Origin of the sequence: Pseudomonas sp. BN414 (assembly GCF_029871275.1) — a bacterium.
GTDB lineage: Bacteria > Pseudomonadota > Gammaproteobacteria > Pseudomonadales > Pseudomonadaceae > Metapseudomonas > Metapseudomonas resinovorans_C.
Window position 1 is genome coordinate 96,788 of record NZ_SSOL01000074.1, and the last position, 16,927, is coordinate 113,714.

The 16,927-nt window shown below is 65.3% G+C and carries 16 protein-coding genes; 6 read left to right on the forward strand and 10 right to left on the reverse strand.

What is annotated here, in order from left to right:
* Position 1: 1 nt before the first annotated feature.
* The gene (locus E8E95_RS21855) at positions 2-3,697 is read left to right on the forward strand and encodes a TonB-dependent siderophore receptor (RefSeq protein ID WP_348532587.1); all 3,696 of its coding nucleotides are present in this window, start codon (positions 2-4) and stop codon (positions 3,695-3,697) included.
* Positions 3,698-4,150: 453 nt separating this feature from the next.
* On the opposite strand, the gene E8E95_RS21860 is transcribed toward E8E95_RS21855, so the two are convergent.
* The 4 genes from E8E95_RS21860 to E8E95_RS21875 form a co-directional block, all read right to left on the reverse strand.
* Positions 4,151-4,657, reverse strand: a complete 507-nt coding sequence (locus E8E95_RS21860; RefSeq protein WP_280353833.1) for a DUF3016 domain-containing protein — start codon at positions 4,655-4,657, stop codon at positions 4,151-4,153.
* Positions 4,658-4,744: 87 nt separating this feature from the next.
* Complete coding sequence (locus E8E95_RS21865; protein ID WP_280353834.1) at positions 4,745-5,068, reverse strand: DUF3325 domain-containing protein; 324 nt, start codon at positions 5,066-5,068, stop codon at positions 4,745-4,747.
* The gene (locus tag E8E95_RS21870) at positions 5,068-6,591 is read right to left on the reverse strand and encodes a PepSY-associated TM helix domain-containing protein (protein ID WP_280353836.1); all 1,524 of its coding nucleotides are present in this window, start codon (positions 6,589-6,591) and stop codon (positions 5,068-5,070) included. The genes E8E95_RS21865 and E8E95_RS21870 overlap by 1 nt, the downstream gene beginning before the upstream one ends.
* Positions 6,588-6,884 (reverse strand): DUF3649 domain-containing protein, encoded by a 297-nt coding sequence (locus E8E95_RS21875; protein ID WP_280353838.1) that lies wholly within the window; start codon positions 6,882-6,884, stop codon positions 6,588-6,590. The genes E8E95_RS21870 and E8E95_RS21875 overlap by 4 nt, the downstream gene beginning before the upstream one ends.
* Positions 6,885-7,273: 389 nt before the next feature.
* On the opposite strand from E8E95_RS21875, the gene E8E95_RS21880 reads away from it, so the two are divergent.
* Positions 7,274-7,585, forward strand: a complete 312-nt coding sequence (locus E8E95_RS21880; protein WP_179060439.1) for a DUF3509 domain-containing protein — start codon at positions 7,274-7,276, stop codon at positions 7,583-7,585.
* A 22-nt stretch (positions 7,586-7,607) separates the two neighbouring features.
* Here E8E95_RS21880 and E8E95_RS21885 read toward each other — a convergent pair whose 3' ends face one another.
* On the reverse strand, positions 7,608-8,099 hold the full coding sequence (locus E8E95_RS21885) for a phosphate-starvation-inducible PsiE family protein (protein WP_280353841.1): 492 nt from the start codon (positions 8,097-8,099) through the stop codon (positions 7,608-7,610).
* Positions 8,100-8,425: 326 nt separating this feature from the next.
* On the opposite strand from E8E95_RS21885, the gene E8E95_RS21890 reads away from it, so the two are divergent.
* On the forward strand, positions 8,426-8,683 hold the full coding sequence (locus E8E95_RS21890; protein WP_077525854.1) for a YebG family protein: 258 nt from the start codon (positions 8,426-8,428) through the stop codon (positions 8,681-8,683).
* Positions 8,684-8,771: 88 nt separating this feature from the next.
* Positions 8,772-9,653 (forward strand): sterol desaturase family protein, encoded by an 882-nt coding sequence (locus tag E8E95_RS21895; RefSeq protein ID WP_280353842.1) that lies wholly within the window; start codon positions 8,772-8,774, stop codon positions 9,651-9,653.
* Here E8E95_RS21895 and E8E95_RS21900 read toward each other — a convergent pair.
* From E8E95_RS21900 to E8E95_RS21920, 5 genes are all read right to left on the reverse strand, one after another.
* A complete protein-coding gene (locus E8E95_RS21900; protein WP_280353843.1) occupies positions 9,650-10,327 on the reverse strand; it encodes an AraC family transcriptional regulator in 678 nt (225 codons plus the stop codon). The two genes, E8E95_RS21895 and E8E95_RS21900, sit on opposite strands and share 4 nt — an antisense overlap.
* Before the next feature lie 419 nt (positions 10,328-10,746).
* Complete coding sequence (locus E8E95_RS21905) at positions 10,747-11,853, reverse strand: dihydrolipoamide acetyltransferase family protein (protein ID WP_280353845.1); 1,107 nt, start codon at positions 11,851-11,853, stop codon at positions 10,747-10,749.
* Between the two features lie 10 nt (positions 11,854-11,863).
* Complete coding sequence (locus tag E8E95_RS21910) at positions 11,864-12,865, reverse strand: alpha-ketoacid dehydrogenase subunit beta (protein WP_280353847.1); 1,002 nt, start codon at positions 12,863-12,865, stop codon at positions 11,864-11,866.
* Positions 12,858-13,949: a pyruvate dehydrogenase (acetyl-transferring) E1 component subunit alpha gene (gene pdhA, locus E8E95_RS21915; protein ID WP_280353849.1), complete on the reverse strand. Its 1,092-nt coding sequence runs from the start codon at positions 13,947-13,949 to the stop codon at positions 12,858-12,860. The genes E8E95_RS21910 and pdhA overlap by 8 nt, the downstream gene beginning before the upstream one ends.
* A 91-nt stretch (positions 13,950-14,040) precedes the next feature.
* Complete coding sequence (locus tag E8E95_RS21920) at positions 14,041-15,060, reverse strand: Glu/Leu/Phe/Val dehydrogenase dimerization domain-containing protein (RefSeq protein WP_280353851.1); 1,020 nt, start codon at positions 15,058-15,060, stop codon at positions 14,041-14,043.
* Between the two features lie 165 nt (positions 15,061-15,225).
* Here E8E95_RS21920 and E8E95_RS21925 point away from each other — a divergent pair, with 165 nt between their 5' ends.
* Together E8E95_RS21925 and E8E95_RS21930 are read left to right on the forward strand one after the other, a co-directional pair.
* A complete protein-coding gene (locus tag E8E95_RS21925; protein WP_280353852.1) occupies positions 15,226-16,029 on the forward strand; it encodes a transglutaminase family protein in 804 nt (267 codons plus the stop codon).
* Positions 16,030-16,083: 54 nt separating this feature from the next.
* Positions 16,084-16,875, forward strand: coding sequence for a helix-turn-helix domain-containing protein (locus E8E95_RS21930; RefSeq protein ID WP_280353853.1), 792 nt, complete (start codon positions 16,084-16,086; stop codon positions 16,873-16,875).
* Positions 16,876-16,927: the final 52 nt, after the last annotated feature.

Sequence of the window (16,927 nt, forward strand, 5' to 3'; positions counted from 1 at the left end):
CATGAGCCTGCACAGCGTGGATCGCAGCCGCATCGCCCCGGCCGTCGCCGAGCAGGCGGTCGAATGGCTGGTGGAACTGCAGAGTGGCGAGGTCAGCGAACAACGTCACCGGGCCTGGCGGGACTGGCGCAGCGCCGATGCCGAACATGAACGCGCCTGGCAACGCATCGAGGCAGTGAACCGGGGCCTGCGCGGCCTGGAAACGCCAGTGGCGCTGGCGGCTCTGGGCGCTCCCGCCCACCGCAATCGCCGCGAGGCCCTGAAGCTGCTGATGCTTTGCGCCCTCGTCGGCGGCGGCGCCATCAGCCTGCGCGACAGCGAACCCCTGCTAGCCCTGCGCAGCGACGAATCCACCGCTGTCGGCGAGCGCCGCGCCCTGCACCTGGCCGACGGCTCGCGCCTCGAGCTGAACACTGCAAGCGCGGTGGATATCCGCTTCGACGCTGGGCAACGGCTGATCGAAATGCGCCAGGGCGAAATCCTTCTCGATGGCGTGGCCGATCCCCGCCCCCTGCGCATCCATACCCCGCAAGGCTTGATCGAGAGCCGAGGCGGCCGGCTCAATGTGCGCATCCTCGAACGCAGCAGCCGCGTCACCTTGTTCGATGGCAACGCCGACCTGCTTGCCGATGGCCAGCGCCAGTCGCTGGTGCCCGGCCAACAGGCCAACCTCTCGCCCACCCGCATCGACCCGCCTGCAAGCGCCAGCGAAGACAGCCTGGCCTGGACCCAGGGCATGCTGGTGGCAAGCCATATGCGCCTGGACGATTTCCTCGCGGAACTCGGCCGCTACCGACGTGGCCACCTCAGCTGCGATCCGCAGGTGGCCGGCCTGCTGATTTCCGGCAGCTATCCGCTGGACAACACCGAACGCATCTTCGCCATGCTGCCCAAGGCGCTGCCGGTGGAGGTGCACAGTCTGACCCGCTACTGGATCAAGGTGCATCCGCGCGCCACGGGGTGCCCCCCGGACGCCCGGAACGATGGGTATCGCTGCGCTCAACGCCATCCTACAAAAAGCCTGCACCGACACGACCTGTGGGAGCGGCGCGATAGCAATCAACAGTTTTTTGCGAAAGCTGAGCCTTTTTTCCGAACTCGCGTGACAAGGCAGGCAGAGACCTTCCCAATTCACGAACGAGACGACCCCATGCAGTACCCGCCGCGCCTTCGCCAATTCGCCCGCAAACCGCTGGTCCGTGCCATGCAGCCGCTGCTGCTGAGCCTCGGCCTGGCCGCCACCCTGCCCGCTCCCGTCATGGCGGCTGCCGTGGAAATGGGTGCTGAAAGCCAACTCCAGGCCTTCGACATTCCCGCGGGCCCACTGGAAGCGGCACTCAACCAATTCGGCCGGGAAGCCGGCGTGCTGCTGTCCTTCAGCGCAGAGCTCACCGCCGGCCGCCAGACCCAGGGCCTGCACGGCCAGTACGGTGTCGACGAGGGCCTGAACCAGTTGCTGGCCGGTAGCGGCCTGCACGCCGTGGTCCAGGCCGGCGGCTACAGCCTGCAATCATCCGGCGCCGCCATCGAAGTGGACCGCCAGGTGGTCGTCGGCTCCCGCGCGCCCACCAGCATCAGCGAGCTGCCGGGCACCGTATGGATCATCGACGCGCCCCAGCTGCAGGAGCAGACCCGCGCCGGCGTGCCCTTCAAGGAAGCCCTCGGCCAGTTGATCCCCGGCCTCGACATCGGTCCCCAGGGCCGTACCAACTACGGCCAGAACATGCGGGGTCGTAGTGCCCTGGTGATGATCGACGGGGTTTCCCTGAACAGCTCCCGTGGCATCAGCCGCCAGTTCGACTCCATCGACCCGTTCAATATCGAACGCATCGAAGTGCTCTCCGGCGCCAGCGCGGTGTACGGCGGTGGTGCCACCGGCGGCATCATCAACATCGTCACCAAGAAGGGTGAAGCCGGCGCCGCTCGCTTCAACAGCGAAGTAGGCCTGCGCAGCGGCTTCGAAACCAGCCAGGACCATGACTGGCGCGTAGCCCAGTCCGTCAGCGGTGGCAGCGAGCAGATCAAGGGCCGCGCCTCCGTGGCCTACCAGAAGAACGGCGCCGCCTACGACGGCAGCAGCGACCAGGTGATGCTCGACATCACCCAGACCGACCTGCAATACAACCAGTCGGTGGACGTCATGGGCAGCCTCGACTTCGCCTTCGCCAATGGCCACAGCCTGAGCCTGGGCGCCCAGTGGTACGACTCCGGCTACGACGGCGACAAGGGTGTCGACCTCGGCCGCAACTTCGCCGGCCTGCGGGGCCTGGAGCCGTTCGAGATCGAAGGCGGCGCCAGCTTCGACCGCGAGCCGCGCACCGAACGCACCCAGTTCAACGCCACCTACCATGCCCCCGAAGTACTCGGCCACGACCTCTACCTGCAGGCCTACTACCGCAGCGAAGAGATGGCCTTCCAGCCCTATCCGAGCATCAGCTTCACCGGCACCGGCGCCATCAACCCCGCCCGCTCCTATTACTCCGCCTCGCAGCAGGACACCGACTACTACGGGCTGAAGGCCGTGCTGGTGAAAGAGTGGGACCGTTTCACCCTGACCTACGGCGCGGACGTCGAGCGGGAAAGCTTCGACTCCGACCAGGCCCTGTTCGACCTCGGCACCGCCGCCCAGACCGGGGGCCTGGTGGCTGACGAATACGCCAAGGTCGGCCGCTACCCGGGCATCGACACCGACAGCAACTCGCTGTTCGCCCAGGGCAGCTGGCGCGCCACCGACGACCTGACCCTGTCCGGCGGCGTGCGTCGTCAGCGCACCAACAACGACGTCGGTGACTTCGTTGCGGCAGCCCAGCAGATCCAGATCAGCAAGGGCAACGGCACCAGCGCCGACGCCATTCCCGGCGGCGAGAAGGATTACCAGGTCGATCTCTACAACTTCGGCGCCGTCTACAAGTTGAACAAGGCCCAGCAGGTCTGGGCCAACTACTCCGAAGGCTTCGAGCTGCCGGACCCGGCCAAGTACTACGGCCAGGGCACCTACTCCGCCGCCCCGGTCAATGGCCGCTGGGTGCTGCAGAAGGGTGTGAACGTGAAGGACTCCGCCCTCGACGGCATCAAGACCAAGCAGCTGGAGTTCGGCTGGCGCCACTACGACGGCAACCTGGATGCCCAGCTGGCCGCCTTCTACGCCTGGTCCGACAAGAGCATCACCTACAACCGCACCACCCTGCTGGTGGAGCAACTGGACAACAAGAAGCGCAACTACGGACTGGAAGGCCAGGCCAACTACTGGTTGAACGACAGTTGGCAGATCGGCACCAGCGCCCTCGCCATCCGTTCCCAGCAGAAGATCGACGACCGCTGGCAGAAGCAGGACGTGACCGCCGCCAGCCCGTCCAAACTAACCGCCTTCGTCGGCTGGCGCGACGACGACACCAGCCTGCGCCTGCAAGGCGTGCGCACCTTCAACCTGTCCGACGACGGCAACGTCCTCGCCAATGGCCAGTTCGATGGCAATGACCACAAGATCGACGGCTACGCGACCTTCGACCTGCTGGGCAGCCAGGTCCTGCCGGTGGGCACCCTCAACTTCGGCATCCAGAACCTGCTGGACAAGGACTACACCACCGTCTGGGGCCAGCGCGCGCAAGTGTTCTACAGCGCCAACATCCCCGCCGACCTGTTCGACTACCACGGCCGCGGTCGTACCTACAGCCTGAGTTACAGCGTGGAGTACTAAGGGCCCCTCTCCCCCGGCCCCTCTCCCTGAAGAGGAGAGGGGTGACTCACGGCTCAGCTTCGGCGCAGTCCTGATAGGCACAGTCCTGTGGGAGCGATTTCAATCGCTATGCAGGACGCAGTCCTGCCGCGCTTTTGTAGGAGCGAGCTTGCTCGCGAACCTTCCGAGCCTGAAGGGCTAGGGGTGCCCACGGCTCGACTTCGGCACAGTCCTCTAGGGGGCTTTGTGGGAGAGAATTCATTCGCGAAAGGGGCAGGCACCGAGCCGCCGGTTATCCCCCTCACCCCCGGCCCCTCTCCCAGTGGGAGAGGGGTGACTCACGGCACACCTTCGGCGCAGTCCTGATAGGCACAGTCCTGTGGGGGCGATTTCAATCGCTATGCAGGACGCAGTCCTGCCGTGCTTTTGTAGGAGCGAGCTTGCTCGCGAATCTTCCGCAGCCCACATGGCCACTCAATAGGAAACAGTCTTGTCCTTCGGCCCGATGTTCCAGCGGAACCAGTCGTCCAGCATGGTCTTCTCGTAACGCAGGCGGTCGTTGCTGAAGTAGTAGTTGCCATGTTGCAGGTAGGACTGGTCGATCACCGTGGCATCGCGACTCACCAGCGTCTTGCCGTCCTGCTCCAGGCTGTAGTGCAGCTTGATCCGCGGCCAGGTCACTTCACGCATGAAGCGCACGTCCTGGAAATTCACTCGCCAGGGCTCGAACTGGCCGGCGAGGTCGATGTCGCGGATTTCCATCTTGAGGGTCTGGCCGGGCTGCAGGTAGCGCTTGCCGAGTTTCTCGATATGCGCTTTGAGATCTTTCAGCACGAAGTCATCCGCACCCCGGCCGTAGTCGCGATTCAGGCGAGCATCACTGTACTTGTCGGGCTGTGTGAAGCTGACCTCGATGGTGGATGCCAACACCGTCGGGGAAAGGATCACCAGGGCCAGCACGATGAGGGGTGTGGGTCGCATGGAACACCTCCTGACGGTGATGCAAGGCACCGCCAGGACCAGTTTACGCTCGCCATTGCGAACGGCGAGCGGTGCCAGTCGGACGGTTCAGATCAGGCTCAGCAGGCCACCACCCAGTGGCAGCAGGGCCACCAGAGGCAGCACCCAGCGGTTCTGCCAGGCCAGTAGCGCAACCAACAGCAAGCCGGCCAGCATCAGTTGGCAGAGCCAGATCACGCCGCCGATTTCGCCACCCAGTTCGGCGATGGCCAGGGCCAGGCCTACCAGCATGGCGAGCACGGCGCCGATCCGCAGCAGGCGGCTGCGGGATTCGCTCAGGGCGGCACTGAAGAGCAGTTTGTGCTGGCGTGACATGGCCAGGGCCAATCCGGTCATGGCCAGGTAGCAGAAGGCGAAACTCAGGAACAGCATCAGGCGCTCTCCTCCACCAGGCGGCGGCGCACACGCGGTGCTTTCACCACCTGCGGTTGCGAACGGCGCCAGGCCAGGAAGCCGCAGAGAACGCCGGTCCCGAGCAGGACAAGGTCGATGCCCGCCATCTCCCAATCGCCACGCGCCAGGGTCGCCAGCAGGCTGCCCTGGGGCGTCGTCAGCGCATTGAGCAGTGGCAAGCCGAAGGCCAGTACCGCCACGGCAATCAACACATCACGGGCAACCTTGCCGCTGTTGCGGCGCAGCACGGCCCAGGCCGCCACCAGCAGCCAGACATCCACGAAGACCCAGGTTTCCGCGCTGGCGCGCTCGGCCATGCCGGCCGGCAACAGGCGATTGCCGTAGAGCAGGCCCAGGCTGGCGATCGGCAGGCCGCCGACCACCGCGCCATTCAGCGCGCGCACCAGGCCGATGTCGTAGCTGCCACGCGTCTCGCGCTTGCGCAGCCAGACCTGCAGGCCGGCCAGCAGCATCGCGCAGCCCATCAGGCCGAGCAGCAGGTACAGAGCGCGGACGATCTGCCCGCCGAACTGCGCCATGTGCAGGTTGGTCAGCCAGGCATAGCTCTGGTAGCCGGGGCTGTAGGGTTTCTGTTCGTGGAGCAGTTCGCCGCTGGCCGCGTCGTAAGACAGGGTCCACTGGAAGTCGACGATGCCAGAACGGTCGTAGCGGCGGATATCCACCACCGCGGCGGCGTCGGCCGGATGATGCACGCTGATCCAGCCGGTCTCATTGCCGCCCCAGCGGCGATGGGCGTCGGCCACCAGGCTGTCGAGGGACATCGGCGGCGGTGCGGGCTGCTTTATGTCTTCGCGCGAGTAGGCGCCCATCACGTCGTGGAAGAACGCCTCGGCATTGCCGTCGTAGGCGCGCTGGATACCGGCGGGCATGTAGAACACCACGAAGATGGCCAGGCCCGTGTAGGCGATGAGCAGGTGGAACGGCAATCCCACCACGCCGAACAGGTTGTGCGCATCGAGCCAGGCGCGCTGGCCGTTGGCGTCCGGGCGCAGGGTGAAGAAGTCCTTGAAGATGCGGCGGTGGATGATGATGCCGCTGATCAGCGCCACCAGCATGAACATGGCGGCGATGGCCACGATGTACATGCCGACCCTGCCGGCGTTGAGGTCGTAGTGCAGGGTGAAGAAGAACAGTCCGCCGACGGTTTCCGGCATCGCCTCGCCGGTGGCGGGGTCGAGGGCGAAACGAATGAATTCGCTTTCATCGGCGGGCTCGTAGCCGGCCCAGTAGAAGGGCTCGCGCTCGCTCGGCGGGCGAATCCAGATGGCATGGGCATCCGGTGCCTTGGCGAGCATGGCTTCGCGCACCTGGTCGACGGTCATGCTGTGGCTGGATGGCTCATGCAGTGCTGGGCGCATCCAGCGCTCCAGTTCCTTGTCGAAGCACGCGATGCTGCCGGCGAAGAAGATGACGAACAGCAGCCAGGACGGCAGCAGCCCGCCCCAGGTGTGCAATCCCGCCATGGATTGGCGCAGGCTCATGGACGTACTCCGAAACCGCTGGGCAGGTAGGCGGCCAGCGCCATCAGGGCGGTCGCCCCGACCAGCACGAGCCAGGCACGGACGGCCGAACGCGCGGCAAAGGCATAGATGATGGCGAGGGTGTAGACGGCGAAGCAGGACAGGCTGGCGAACACCACCCGGTCGCTGCGCACCAGCGGCAGATAAACGGACAGGAACGCCGTGGCCGCATAGGCCGCCGCGTAGCCACCGAGAATCGCCGCCAGTACCCGCGCGGTTACGTCCCAGCGCGTGGAGGTCTTGGCTTTGCTCACGTTAGTTCCTTCATTGATTGCCCTTTCCGGGCTGACAGCCCGTCGACAGTGGCAAACCGGAAGTCGGCAGATGGCTCGCACTGCCCCGTTGGCGGAGCGAGCGGGCCGCCAGTTGGGGCGAAAGTGCCATGAAATGTGAGAATTATTCTCAGCCGTGTCTGAATTGCAATGAAGATTTTGTATCAGGCGCCCGACGTACCAGCTGCAGACCCGCAGCGGCCTCCCCCAGAGATCGCACGACCGAGCCGAGCCGACGGATGGGCTGCGACCTCCAGTTCGCTGGCGACGACGCCGGTCGGTTTCCGCGCGCGCCGTTGGTCATGGCGGTTCGAACTTTGCAGTTCTCCTGGCGTCCATCGACTCATGCTCCATCAACCAGGTGACAGGCCATGTACAACCCCTTCCAGATCCTCACCGACGAATTCCAGGCCGAATACCGCGTCAACCTCAGCCTCGTCAGCCCGGACGGCGCCATCATGCTGACCCTCACCAACGAGCGCGGCGTGGCAGCGCGGCGTTTGATCAGCGCAGCGCAACGCAACGATGCGGTACGCCTCAATCGCGTGATTGAAAGCATTCGCCTGGGGATCGCCATCGAGAGCGGCAACAAGGTGGGAGAACTGCTTACCAGCATGACCGGCGGCAGTGTCGCGCCGGTTCGCTCGGGACAGGTCAACGCCGCACAAATAGCGCGCATCTGATGCACGCTATTCGTGCACGCGGTCAGGCTTCCTCTTCTGCCTCGACCTGACGGCGCAGGTGCCGGCGGCGCGGAGCTGCGTCGGACTGTTCGGAAGGGAAGCGCGAAGAAGCGAAGCGCACCACCAGGATCGCCAGCGCCAGCAACAGAATCGCCCCGGAGACGAAAACCGCGCCCAGGTCGGGCCGGTGATGATGCGAAACGTCGGAAATCAGCAGGCGCGTCAGGGCGGTGATCGCCACATAGATCAGGAAGCGCACCGGCATGTGATTGGTCTTGAAGTAGATGCCGACCATGGCGCCCAGTTCGAGGTAGATGAACAGCAGCAGGATGTCATCGACCGTGATGTGCCCCTTCTCCACCATCCCCAGGAACGCCACCACAGCGGCCCAGGCGGTGATACCGCCGATGGCGAACAGCGCCAGGTAATGGAAGCTCTCCACCAGGAGATTTCCCAGCGACTCGGCCAGGCCATGCACGTTTTCGCGCAGTTGTTCAGCCCAGTTGATTTTCACGATACAGCTCCTTGCGACAACGGCCCTGATGGTGCCGGGGAAAAGTGACAGTTGGGGGTGATGCAGGATGGGGGCCGCCCTACCCTGCGCGCCACGAGGCAGGTTGTCGCAGCCCTGACCCTCGTCCCGGCGACCACAGCCCTGTTCTTAGCGAAGGCGAAGGCACGGGCTATGCTTGGATTCCAGCGGAATTCGGGCCCATTCGCAGCGACCGTTGAGCGAGGCCGGCTGAGGGAAATTTCCTACGGGCTATTTCCATTTGCCATCATTCCGAATACTGTACGCACATCCAGTATTTTCCAACCGATGAAGGTGAGGGGTGATGAATGGCCGTCGAAGTGGTGTACCGCAGCAGTCGCGATCCGGAGCGCCTGTTCATGGATAAGGCCGAAGCCGACCGTTACGACAAGATGCTCGAACTGGCCGAATCCCTGGCCGAAGTCCTGCAGAAAGCGGTGCCGTCCCTGAGCGAGCAGCAGGTGGAAGACATCGGCATCTTCATGGCCAAGCATCGCGACACCTTCGCCCGAGCCTTCAAGAACCAGCCCGACGCGCTGGCCGAGCTGGAACTGGCTGGCGAGTAAACCGCGCCCGTTCCACCTTGCGCGGTTTCTTCAATCCGCGTGGCGCCTTGTCCCTCACGCTGGAGGTCACTTTTCAAGGAGACCTCCCATGCGTCCACTCTTCGCCTGGCTCTACTCCCCGCTGTTCCTCTTCGGCTTCCTCGCCCTTGCACTTTGGACCACGGCCCAGCACTCGCCCTACTGGCTCGTGGTGTTTCTGGTATTGGCCATTGCCCTGAGTTTCCTCGCCGAAGCCTGGCTGCCCTATGAGCCACAGTGGAACCGGCCACGGGGCGACCTCTTGCGGGACGGCCTGCACGCGCTGTTCAACGAAACCCTCAACCTGCTCGGCATCGCGGCCATCCCATTGGCTGCCGCCTGGATACCGAACGCCGGCGTGTGGCCCCACCACTGGCCGCTGCCTTTGCAGTTGCTGCTGGCCATCCTGATCGCCGACTTCGGCGTCACCCTCATGCATTACCTCAGCCACAGGATCGAGCCACTCTGGCGCCTGCATGCCGTGCACCACAGTGTGCAGCGCATGTACGGTTTCAATGGCCTGATGAAGCACCCGCTGCACCAGACAGTCGAAGCCCTCGCCGGCACCGCGCCTCTGCTTCTGATGGGAATGCCGTTGCCGGTCGCGGCCTTGCTCGCCTTCGCCATCGCCCTGCAGCTTCTGCTGCAGCACAGCAACGTCGACATGCGCATCGGCCCGCTGCGCCACCTGTTCGCCTGGGCGCCGGTACACCGTTTCCACCACATGAAATACGGCCGCGCCGGAGACGTGAACTTCGCGCTGTTCTTCTGCTTCTGGGACCGCCTGCTGGGCACCGCCTTTCACAGCGAATACCGCATGGGCGTCGATGACCTGGGTATCGGCAGCCGCCCGGATTATCCCTGCGACTACCTGGCCCAGATGGCCGAACCCTTCCGCGCCCAGGATCACGGCGCCAGCCCGGAAGCACCCGCCGGATTGCGCGGTGCCTAATCGATGAGTTGCAGCTTCAGCCGTGCCAGATTGCGGTCAGCGCGGATGCCGAAGGTGGCGCGCATGGTGCGGGAAAAGTGTGCGGCATCGGCGAAGCCGGCATCGTGAGCGGCCTGGGTCAGTGACAAACCCTCAAGCGCCAGCCGCAGCGCCAGACGCAAGCGGCGCCAGAGCACCAGGCGCCGTACCGAGAGCCCGACCTGGTCGCCGAACAACCGCTCCAACTGGCTCAGGGACAGGCAAGCCCGTTGCGCCAGGGTCGTCGCACTGACCTTGTCCGTCAGCAATCCATCGACCGCCGCGAGCGCCTCGGCAATGCGCGAATCCAGCCGTTGCCGCGGCGCCGCCAGCAGCAGGTCGGCCAAGCGCCCGAGGTCTGCCGGAGCATCTTCGAGCACTTCACGCAAGGTCGCCGGGCTGAATGCCAAGGGTTCGACATAGACGGCGAGCAGGTTCTGGCTGGTGCTGTCGATGGCATGCGGATGCATCGACTCGACCAGCAGGAAGCGACCGCGTTGAAGCTCACCATCGACCGTCAGGCGCAACGGCGCAGCCTTGGCCAGCAGCGCCTGATGAGCGTAGTGGGCGTGGGTACGCGCACTGCCACTGACCCCATCGAGCAGGCAGAAATCACGGGCCAGCCAGAGCGCGCCCTGCCAAGGGGATTCGGTCATCGGGGGCCTCCTGCCGGTTCCGGGGGCAGACAGAAATAACGACCTTCTCCCGGCTCGGCAAGTGGGTGCGAAGGGGATGAGCAGGAGCGAGTTCATTTGCGGATTGGGTTGGCACCGAGCCCCCGGAAACCACCCTCTCCCCCGGCCCCTCTCCCTGAAGAGGAGAGGGGTGACTTCTGGATCATCTTCGACGCAGTCCTGTGGCACTTCCCCTGTGGGGGCGAATTCATTCGCCAAACAGGGCGCAGCCCTGCCCTGTAGGAGCGAATTCATTCGCGAACTGGATTGGCACCGAGCCGCCCTGACACAACCCTCTCCCCCGGCCCCTCTCCCTGAAGAGGAGAGGGGTGACTTTCGGCTGATCTTTGGCGCAGTCCTGTGGGGGCGATTTCAATCGCCAAGCAGGGCGCAGCTCTGCCCTACGGCTGCTCCAACGCCTGCACCAGCGCCTTGAGGAACCGCGCCGCCTCGCCGCCCGTGACCGCACGGTGGTCGAAGGTCAGCGAGAGGGGCAGCACCGGGTGGATTTCCACCTTGCCTTGCCAGGCCACCACCTCATCACGGATGCCGCCTGCCCCGATGATCGCCACCTGGGGCGGAACCACCACGGGGTTGGCGTACCGACCGAACAGGGTGCCGAAGTTGGACAGTGTGATGGTGGCGCCCATCATTTCCTGCGGCGGGATGGAACGTGCCTTCACGTCCGCCCGCAGGCACGACATGCCTTCTTTCAGGTCTTCCGCATTGCGTCCACCCACATTGCGCAGCACCGGGACGAAGAGCCCGTCCGGGGTATCCACGGCGATGCCGAGATCGAGTTTGTCGTGCTGGCGAATGGACAGGGCGCGGCCGTCGAACCAGCTATTGAGGATTGGTTCCACCTCACAGGCCGCTGCGATGGCCTTGCCGAGGCGGATCAGCGGGTCGCGGGCTTCCGGCCAGCGGTGCAGGTCGGCGTCACCGAAGATGGTCACCGGAACCACCTCGGCGTGGGAGCGCGCCATGTTGATCGCCATGCTGCGGCGCACCCCACGTAGCCGCTCGCCGCCGAAGCTGTCGCGGGCGCTTTGCGCGGCCTGTTCCACATCGGCGCGGGTCACCAGACCATCCGGGCCGCTGCCGGCCAAGGCCGCCAGTTCCACGCCCATCTGCCGGGCGAGCTGGCGAACGGCCGGGGTGGCGCGGGGCGCCAGGTGTTCTCGGGTAGAGGGTGCGGCGCCGACGAAGAAGCTGTCCGCCTGGGCATTGCCACCGCCTTCCAGGCGACCGACCACGGTGCCGGCGTCGGTGTCCTCGCCCTCATAACCCAGCAAGGGTTCGCCGACATGGAGGATGTCGCCCTCCTTGCCGAAGGTCTTGGCCACCACACCATCGTGGGGCGCCGGGATGTCCACCAGGGCCTTGGCGGTTTCCACCGAGACGAGCAACTGGTCCGCCTTGACGTTATCCCCCACCTTCACGTGCCACTGGACGATTTCCGCTTCCTGCAGGCCTTCGCCCAGGTCGGGCAGTTTGAAGTATTTCATCGTGCACTCCTCAGGCGTAGTTCAGCACCAGGTCGCAGGCCGCGAGAATGTCTTCCGGGCCGGGGATGTACAGCTGTTCAAGGCGATACAGCGGCGGGGGAATGTCCGGTGCCGTGACCCGCTGGATCGGCGCCTGCAGGTCGAGCAGCACGCGCTCGTAGAGGCTGGCGGCAATCTCCGCGCCCACGCCACAACTGCGTGGTGCTTCGTGGACGATCACGCAGCGGCCGGTCTTGCGCACCGAGGCTTCCAGGGTGTCGAGGTCCAGCGGCTTGATGCTGGCGACGTCGATCACCTCGGCGGATACGCCCTGCTCTTCCAGCCTGGCAGCGGCCTGAAGTGTTTCGTGGATGCTGGCGCCCCAGCTGACGAGGGTGATGTCCGAGCCTTCGCGCAGGGTGAAGCAGCTATCCAGGGGCAGTCGCTTGCCGTCGTCGATGATCGGTTGCGGATTCATCCGGTAGAGCCGGGTGGGCTCAAGGAGGATCACCGGATCAGGGTCGTCGATGGCCGCCAGCAGGAGGCCGTAGGCTCGTGCTGGCGACGACGGAATTACCACGCGCAAGCCGGGAACGTGGGCGAACAAGGCTTCCGTGCTTTCGCTGTGATGCTCCGGCGCACGGATGCCGGCGCCCATGGGACTGCGCAGCACCAGCGGGCAGGTCAGCCGGCCACGGGTACGACAGCGGATGCGGCTGGCGTGGGACACCAGGTGCTCCATGGCGGCATAGATGAAACCAAGGAACTGGATTTCCACCACCGGCTTCAGGCCCTGGGCGGCCATGCCCACGGCGAGTCCGCCGATCATGGTTTCCGCCAGCGGCGTGTCGATCACCCGCTTGAATCCGAAGCGGTCGCGCAGACCGAGCGTGGCGCGGAACACGCCACCGTTGATGCCCACGTCTTCACCCAGGACTACAACATTCTCGTCCTCCTGCATCGCACGGTGCAGGGCCATGTTCACGGCTTCCAGCAGGGCGCGTTTTTCAGTAGTTGCATTGAGGTTACTCATGACCCTGTTCCTCCCTGCGGGCGACCCGTTCAAGGAGCATTTCGCGCTGGTCGCCAAGGGCGGCCGGCCAGCGTGCGTAGACATGGTCCAGCACCGACTCTACCGGCTGGATTCCAGCACCTTCGAAGTTATCCACAGCAACCTGCACCTGACGCTGGCAATCGGCGATCAGCGCCTGTTCGCGTCCTTCATCCCAGACCTTGTGGCTGGCGAGGAATGCCTGCATGCGTTTGATGGGTTCGTCCTGCCAGGCCGCCTTGACCTCTTCGGCGCTGCGGTAGCGGGTGGCGTCGTCGGCGGTGGTGTGGTCGCCCAGCCGGTAGCTCATGCACTCCAGCAGTATCGGCCCCTTGCCGTGGCGGGCACGATCCAGCGCCCACTGCATGCGGTCGTAGACGGCGAGCACGTCGTTGCCGTCCACCTGTTCGCCATGGAAGCCGGCACCGATCGCCTTCTGCGCCAGGGTCGGCGCGCCGCTCTGGATGCGCCGGGGGACGGAAATGGCCCACTGGTTGTTATTCACCACGAAGACCACTGGCAACTGCCAGGCGCCGGCCACGTTCAGGGCTTCGAGGAAGTCGCCCTTGCTGGTGGCACCATCGCCGCAGGTGGTCACCACGGCGCGATGCTGGCCGCGGATCTTGATCGCCGTCGCCACGCCACAGGCATGCAGGGACTGGGTGGCGATGGGCACGCAGATGGGGAAGTCCTCTTTCGAGCGCGGGTCCTGGAAATCGCTGCCGCGTTCGTCGCCGCCCCAGTAAAGGAGGATTTCCTCCATGCGCACGCCGCGCATCAACTGCACGGCGGTATCACGGTAATACGGCACCAGCACGTCTTCGGCTCGCATCAGGCTGCCGATGGCGACGCCAATCGCTTCCTGGCCGAGGGTCGGCGCGTAGGTGCCAATGCGGCCGGTGCGTTGCAGGGCCACCGCCTTCTGGTCGAACAGGCGGGTCAGCACCATGCGGCGGTAGAGATCGGTGAGCAGGTTGAAGTCGTCTGCCCAGACCGGCAGTTCACCGACCAGTCGCCCCTCGGGGTCGAGGAAGCGCGTATAGGGCAACTCGATTCGATTGGACATGGCATCTCTCCTTACACCTTGTGGGTGCCTGTCGAGGCCCGGGGCTTATGGCTCCGGGAATGGGCCGGGCAGGCCGCTGGTTGGCGGCCGTTCAGCCGAACAGCAAGCGCTCGGCCAGGGCGTCGGCGACCCGCGCGGGGGATCGTTTGTCGGCCTGGGCGTGCGCGTAGATTTCGGTGAGGCGCTGGCTGATCCGCGACAAGTGTGCGGTGATCGCCGGCAAGCTTTCGCCCTTGTGCTTGAGGGCGACGTAGATGAGCCCGCCGGAGTTGATCACGTAGTCCGGCGCATAAAGGATGCCGCGTGCTTCCATCTCGTCGGCGATATCGGGGCTGGCGAGCTGGTTGTTGGCCGCACCGGCCACCGCCGCACAGCGCAACTGCCCGACGGTCTGGGCGTTGAGCACGCCGCCGAGACCGCAAGGCGCGAGGATGTCGCAAGGGGTGGTGAGGAATGCATCGCTGGCCACCGGCTGGGCGCCCAGTTGTTCCATCGCCAGTTGCACGCGCCCGGCGTCGAGGTCGCTGACCAGCAGTTCCGCACCGACCGCGTGAAGCTGCTCGGCAAGCGCATAACCGACATGGCCGAGCCCCTGGACGGCAACGCGCAGGCCTTCCAGGTCGTCGCTGCCAAGGCGCGCATGGGCCGTGGCGCGAATGCCGGCGAACACGCCAAGGGCGGTGTGCGGCGAGGGATCGCCAGCAGCGGTGGTGCTGGTGACGTGACCGGTTTGCTGGGCGATGCAGTCCATGTCGGCGCTGGAGGTGCCGCTGTCCACGGCAGTGATGTAGCGGCCGCCCAGGGACTCGATCATCCGTCCGAAGGCTTCGAACAAGGCGGCGCGGTCATTCACGTGGGCGGACCGGATGATCACGGCCTTGCCGCCACCCTGGTCAAGGCCGGCCAGGGCGGCCTTGTAGCTCATGCCCTGGGCGAGGCGGATTGCATCGCGAATGGCACTTTCATCATCCGGGTAGGCGAGATAGCGACAACCGCCCAAGGCTGGGCCGAGGCGCGTGTTGTGGATGGCGATGATGGCCTTGAGTCCGGTGGCGGGATCATTGGCGAGGTGCAACGCCTCCAGCCGGGCGGTTTCCATCATGGCGAACATGGCGGGCTCCCTTCCTGACGTTAAGGGCCAGTATAGGCCGAGCTGCGCCACCCGCCCCCTTGCATCCGGACATAAGCCAAGGCCCCGAGATAACCGCTGCGCGTGCCACTACTGGACGAAAATCAACCAGTTGGCTACAAGGAATCAACCCGTCGGAGATACCCCATGGACCCGCGCCAACACTGTCTCTCCTGCCTCGAACGCGACCCTCCCGCGATGCTGGAGGCGGCGCTGTGGATTGCCGCCGAACACGATCCACGGCTCGAGCCCGAACAGGTGCTGCGCGATTTCGGCGCGCTGCTGCAACTGGTCGCCGCCGGCCTGCCGCAACTGCCACCGGCGGAACTGGCGCAACCCCTGCTGCGGCGCCTGAATGAACTGGACTTCCACGAAGACGACGAAATGCCCCTTCGTCCGCGAGCGGCCCTGCTGCCCCAGGTGCTGGCAACGAGACGAGGCCAGCCGCTGTCCCTGGCGTTGATTGCCCTGGAGCTGGCTTCTCGACTGGGCATTCCACTGGTCGGGGTGAATTTCCCTGGCCACTTCCTGCTGCGCGTGCCCACCGCCGACCACCTGCTCGACCCGAGCAGCGGTCGCCGGCTCTATACCCGTGACTGCCGGGACCTGCTGGTGCGCGTGCAAGGTCCACAGGCCGAACTCAAGGCCGCGCACCTGCAGACCGCCAGTCCCGGAGACATGATCCAGCGCCTGTCACGCAACCTCAGCCAGCTGCACCGCGAAGCAGGCGAATTCCTCGCTGCCCTGAAGGACGCCGAGCGCGTGTTGCTGCTCGGACCGCCGAGCATGCACGACCACCTGGTGCGCGCCGACATCTACCAGCGCCTGGACTGCCCCCAGGCCGAGCGCTATGACCTGGAACGCGCCCTGCTGCTCTGCGACAACCCGACCCAGCACCTGCAGCTGGCCCAGCGCCTGCGCAGGCTGGGGCATGTTCAGCCGTTGCATTGAAGGTCCCCCATCGGCTCGGGCATGCTTTGCGCTTCTCTTCGCCATGACCGTCCCATGAGTTCCCACGATCAAGTTCCCGATCCCCTGACCGCCGCCACCCGCGACGTGGTGATGCGCTACCACCTGAGCTGGAAGGCCCGTGACATCGAGGCCGTCCTCGCGCTTTACCATCCCGAGCTGGAATACAACGACTTCTTCCAGAATCGCTGCATGCACCGCGAAGACATGCGCAACTACCTGCTCGCCACCATGCCCAGCGGCCCGGAAGACTTCCTCGAACACAACGACCGCATCCGCATCGATGGCGACACCGCGTTCATCCAGTACGCCATCAGCGTCGCCGGCGGCGGCACCTTCCACGCCAGCGAAGCCATCACCGTGCGCGACGGACTGATCTGGCGGATCAACGAATACGCCCTGCTGGTACAACCGGCCGCCCCGCCCGGCAAGGCCCAGTCGCAACCTCCGGCGGCCAGCCGCCTCGGCCTTTCGGCGCGGCAGCTGGGCATGCTGGCGCGGGACATCGAGGAATATTTCCAGAGTTCCCAGCCCTACCTCGACCCGGGCCTGGACCTGCACCAGGTGGCGAGCGCAACCGGCTATACCCGGAACCAGATTTCCTACCTGCTGAATCAGATGCTCGGCCAGAGCTTCTACCAGTACGTCAACCAGGCACGCCTGCTGCACCTGCTCGAACTGCTGAAAACCGCCGTGCCGCCGGTGCGCATCGACGAGCTGGCCTTCAGTGCCGGTTTCAACTCCCTTTCCGCCTTCTACCGCTGCTTCCGCCAGCACACCGGGCAATCGCCCAAGGCGTACCTCAAGGGGGCGCACGGACGTTCGTAGGTTGGTCCGAGCAGAGCGAGGCCCAACGATGGGGCTGGGAGTCGTTGGGCTT

Coding starts and splice junctions, on each gene's coding strand:
- E8E95_RS21865 (WP_280353834.1), bottom strand. CDS start 5,068: ATGCTGTTCCTGAGTTTCGCCTTCTGCTACCTGGCCATGACCGGATTG.
- E8E95_RS21860 (WP_280353833.1), bottom strand. CDS start 4,657: ATGCGACCCACACCCCTCATCGTGCTGGCCCTGGTGATCCTTTCCCCG.
- E8E95_RS21925 (WP_280353852.1), top strand. CDS start 15,226: ATGGACCCGCGCCAACACTGTCTCTCCTGCCTCGAACGCGACCCTCCC.
- E8E95_RS21890 (WP_077525854.1), top strand. CDS start 8,426: ATGGCCGTCGAAGTGGTGTACCGCAGCAGTCGCGATCCGGAGCGCCTG.
- E8E95_RS21930 (WP_280353853.1), top strand. CDS start 16,084: ATGAGTTCCCACGATCAAGTTCCCGATCCCCTGACCGCCGCCACCCGC.
- E8E95_RS21900 (WP_280353843.1), bottom strand. CDS start 10,327: ATGACCGAATCCCCTTGGCAGGGCGCGCTCTGGCTGGCCCGTGATTTC.
- E8E95_RS21910 (WP_280353847.1), bottom strand. CDS start 12,865: ATGAGTAACCTCAATGCAACTACTGAAAAACGCGCCCTGCTGGAAGCC.
- E8E95_RS21895 (WP_280353842.1), top strand. CDS start 8,772: ATGCGTCCACTCTTCGCCTGGCTCTACTCCCCGCTGTTCCTCTTCGGC.
- E8E95_RS21880 (WP_179060439.1), top strand. CDS start 7,274: ATGTACAACCCCTTCCAGATCCTCACCGACGAATTCCAGGCCGAATAC.
- E8E95_RS21905 (WP_280353845.1), bottom strand. CDS start 11,853: ATGAAATACTTCAAACTGCCCGACCTGGGCGAAGGCCTGCAGGAAGCG.
- E8E95_RS21920 (WP_280353851.1), bottom strand. CDS start 15,060: ATGTTCGCCATGATGGAAACCGCCCGGCTGGAGGCGTTGCACCTCGCC.
- pdhA (WP_280353849.1), bottom strand. CDS start 13,949: ATGTCCAATCGAATCGAGTTGCCCTATACGCGCTTCCTCGACCCCGAG.
- E8E95_RS21855 (WP_348532587.1), top strand. CDS start 2: ATGAGCCTGCACAGCGTGGATCGCAGCCGCATCGCCCCGGCCGTCGCC.
- E8E95_RS21870 (WP_280353836.1), bottom strand. CDS start 6,591: ATGAGCCTGCGCCAATCCATGGCGGGATTGCACACCTGGGGCGGGCTG.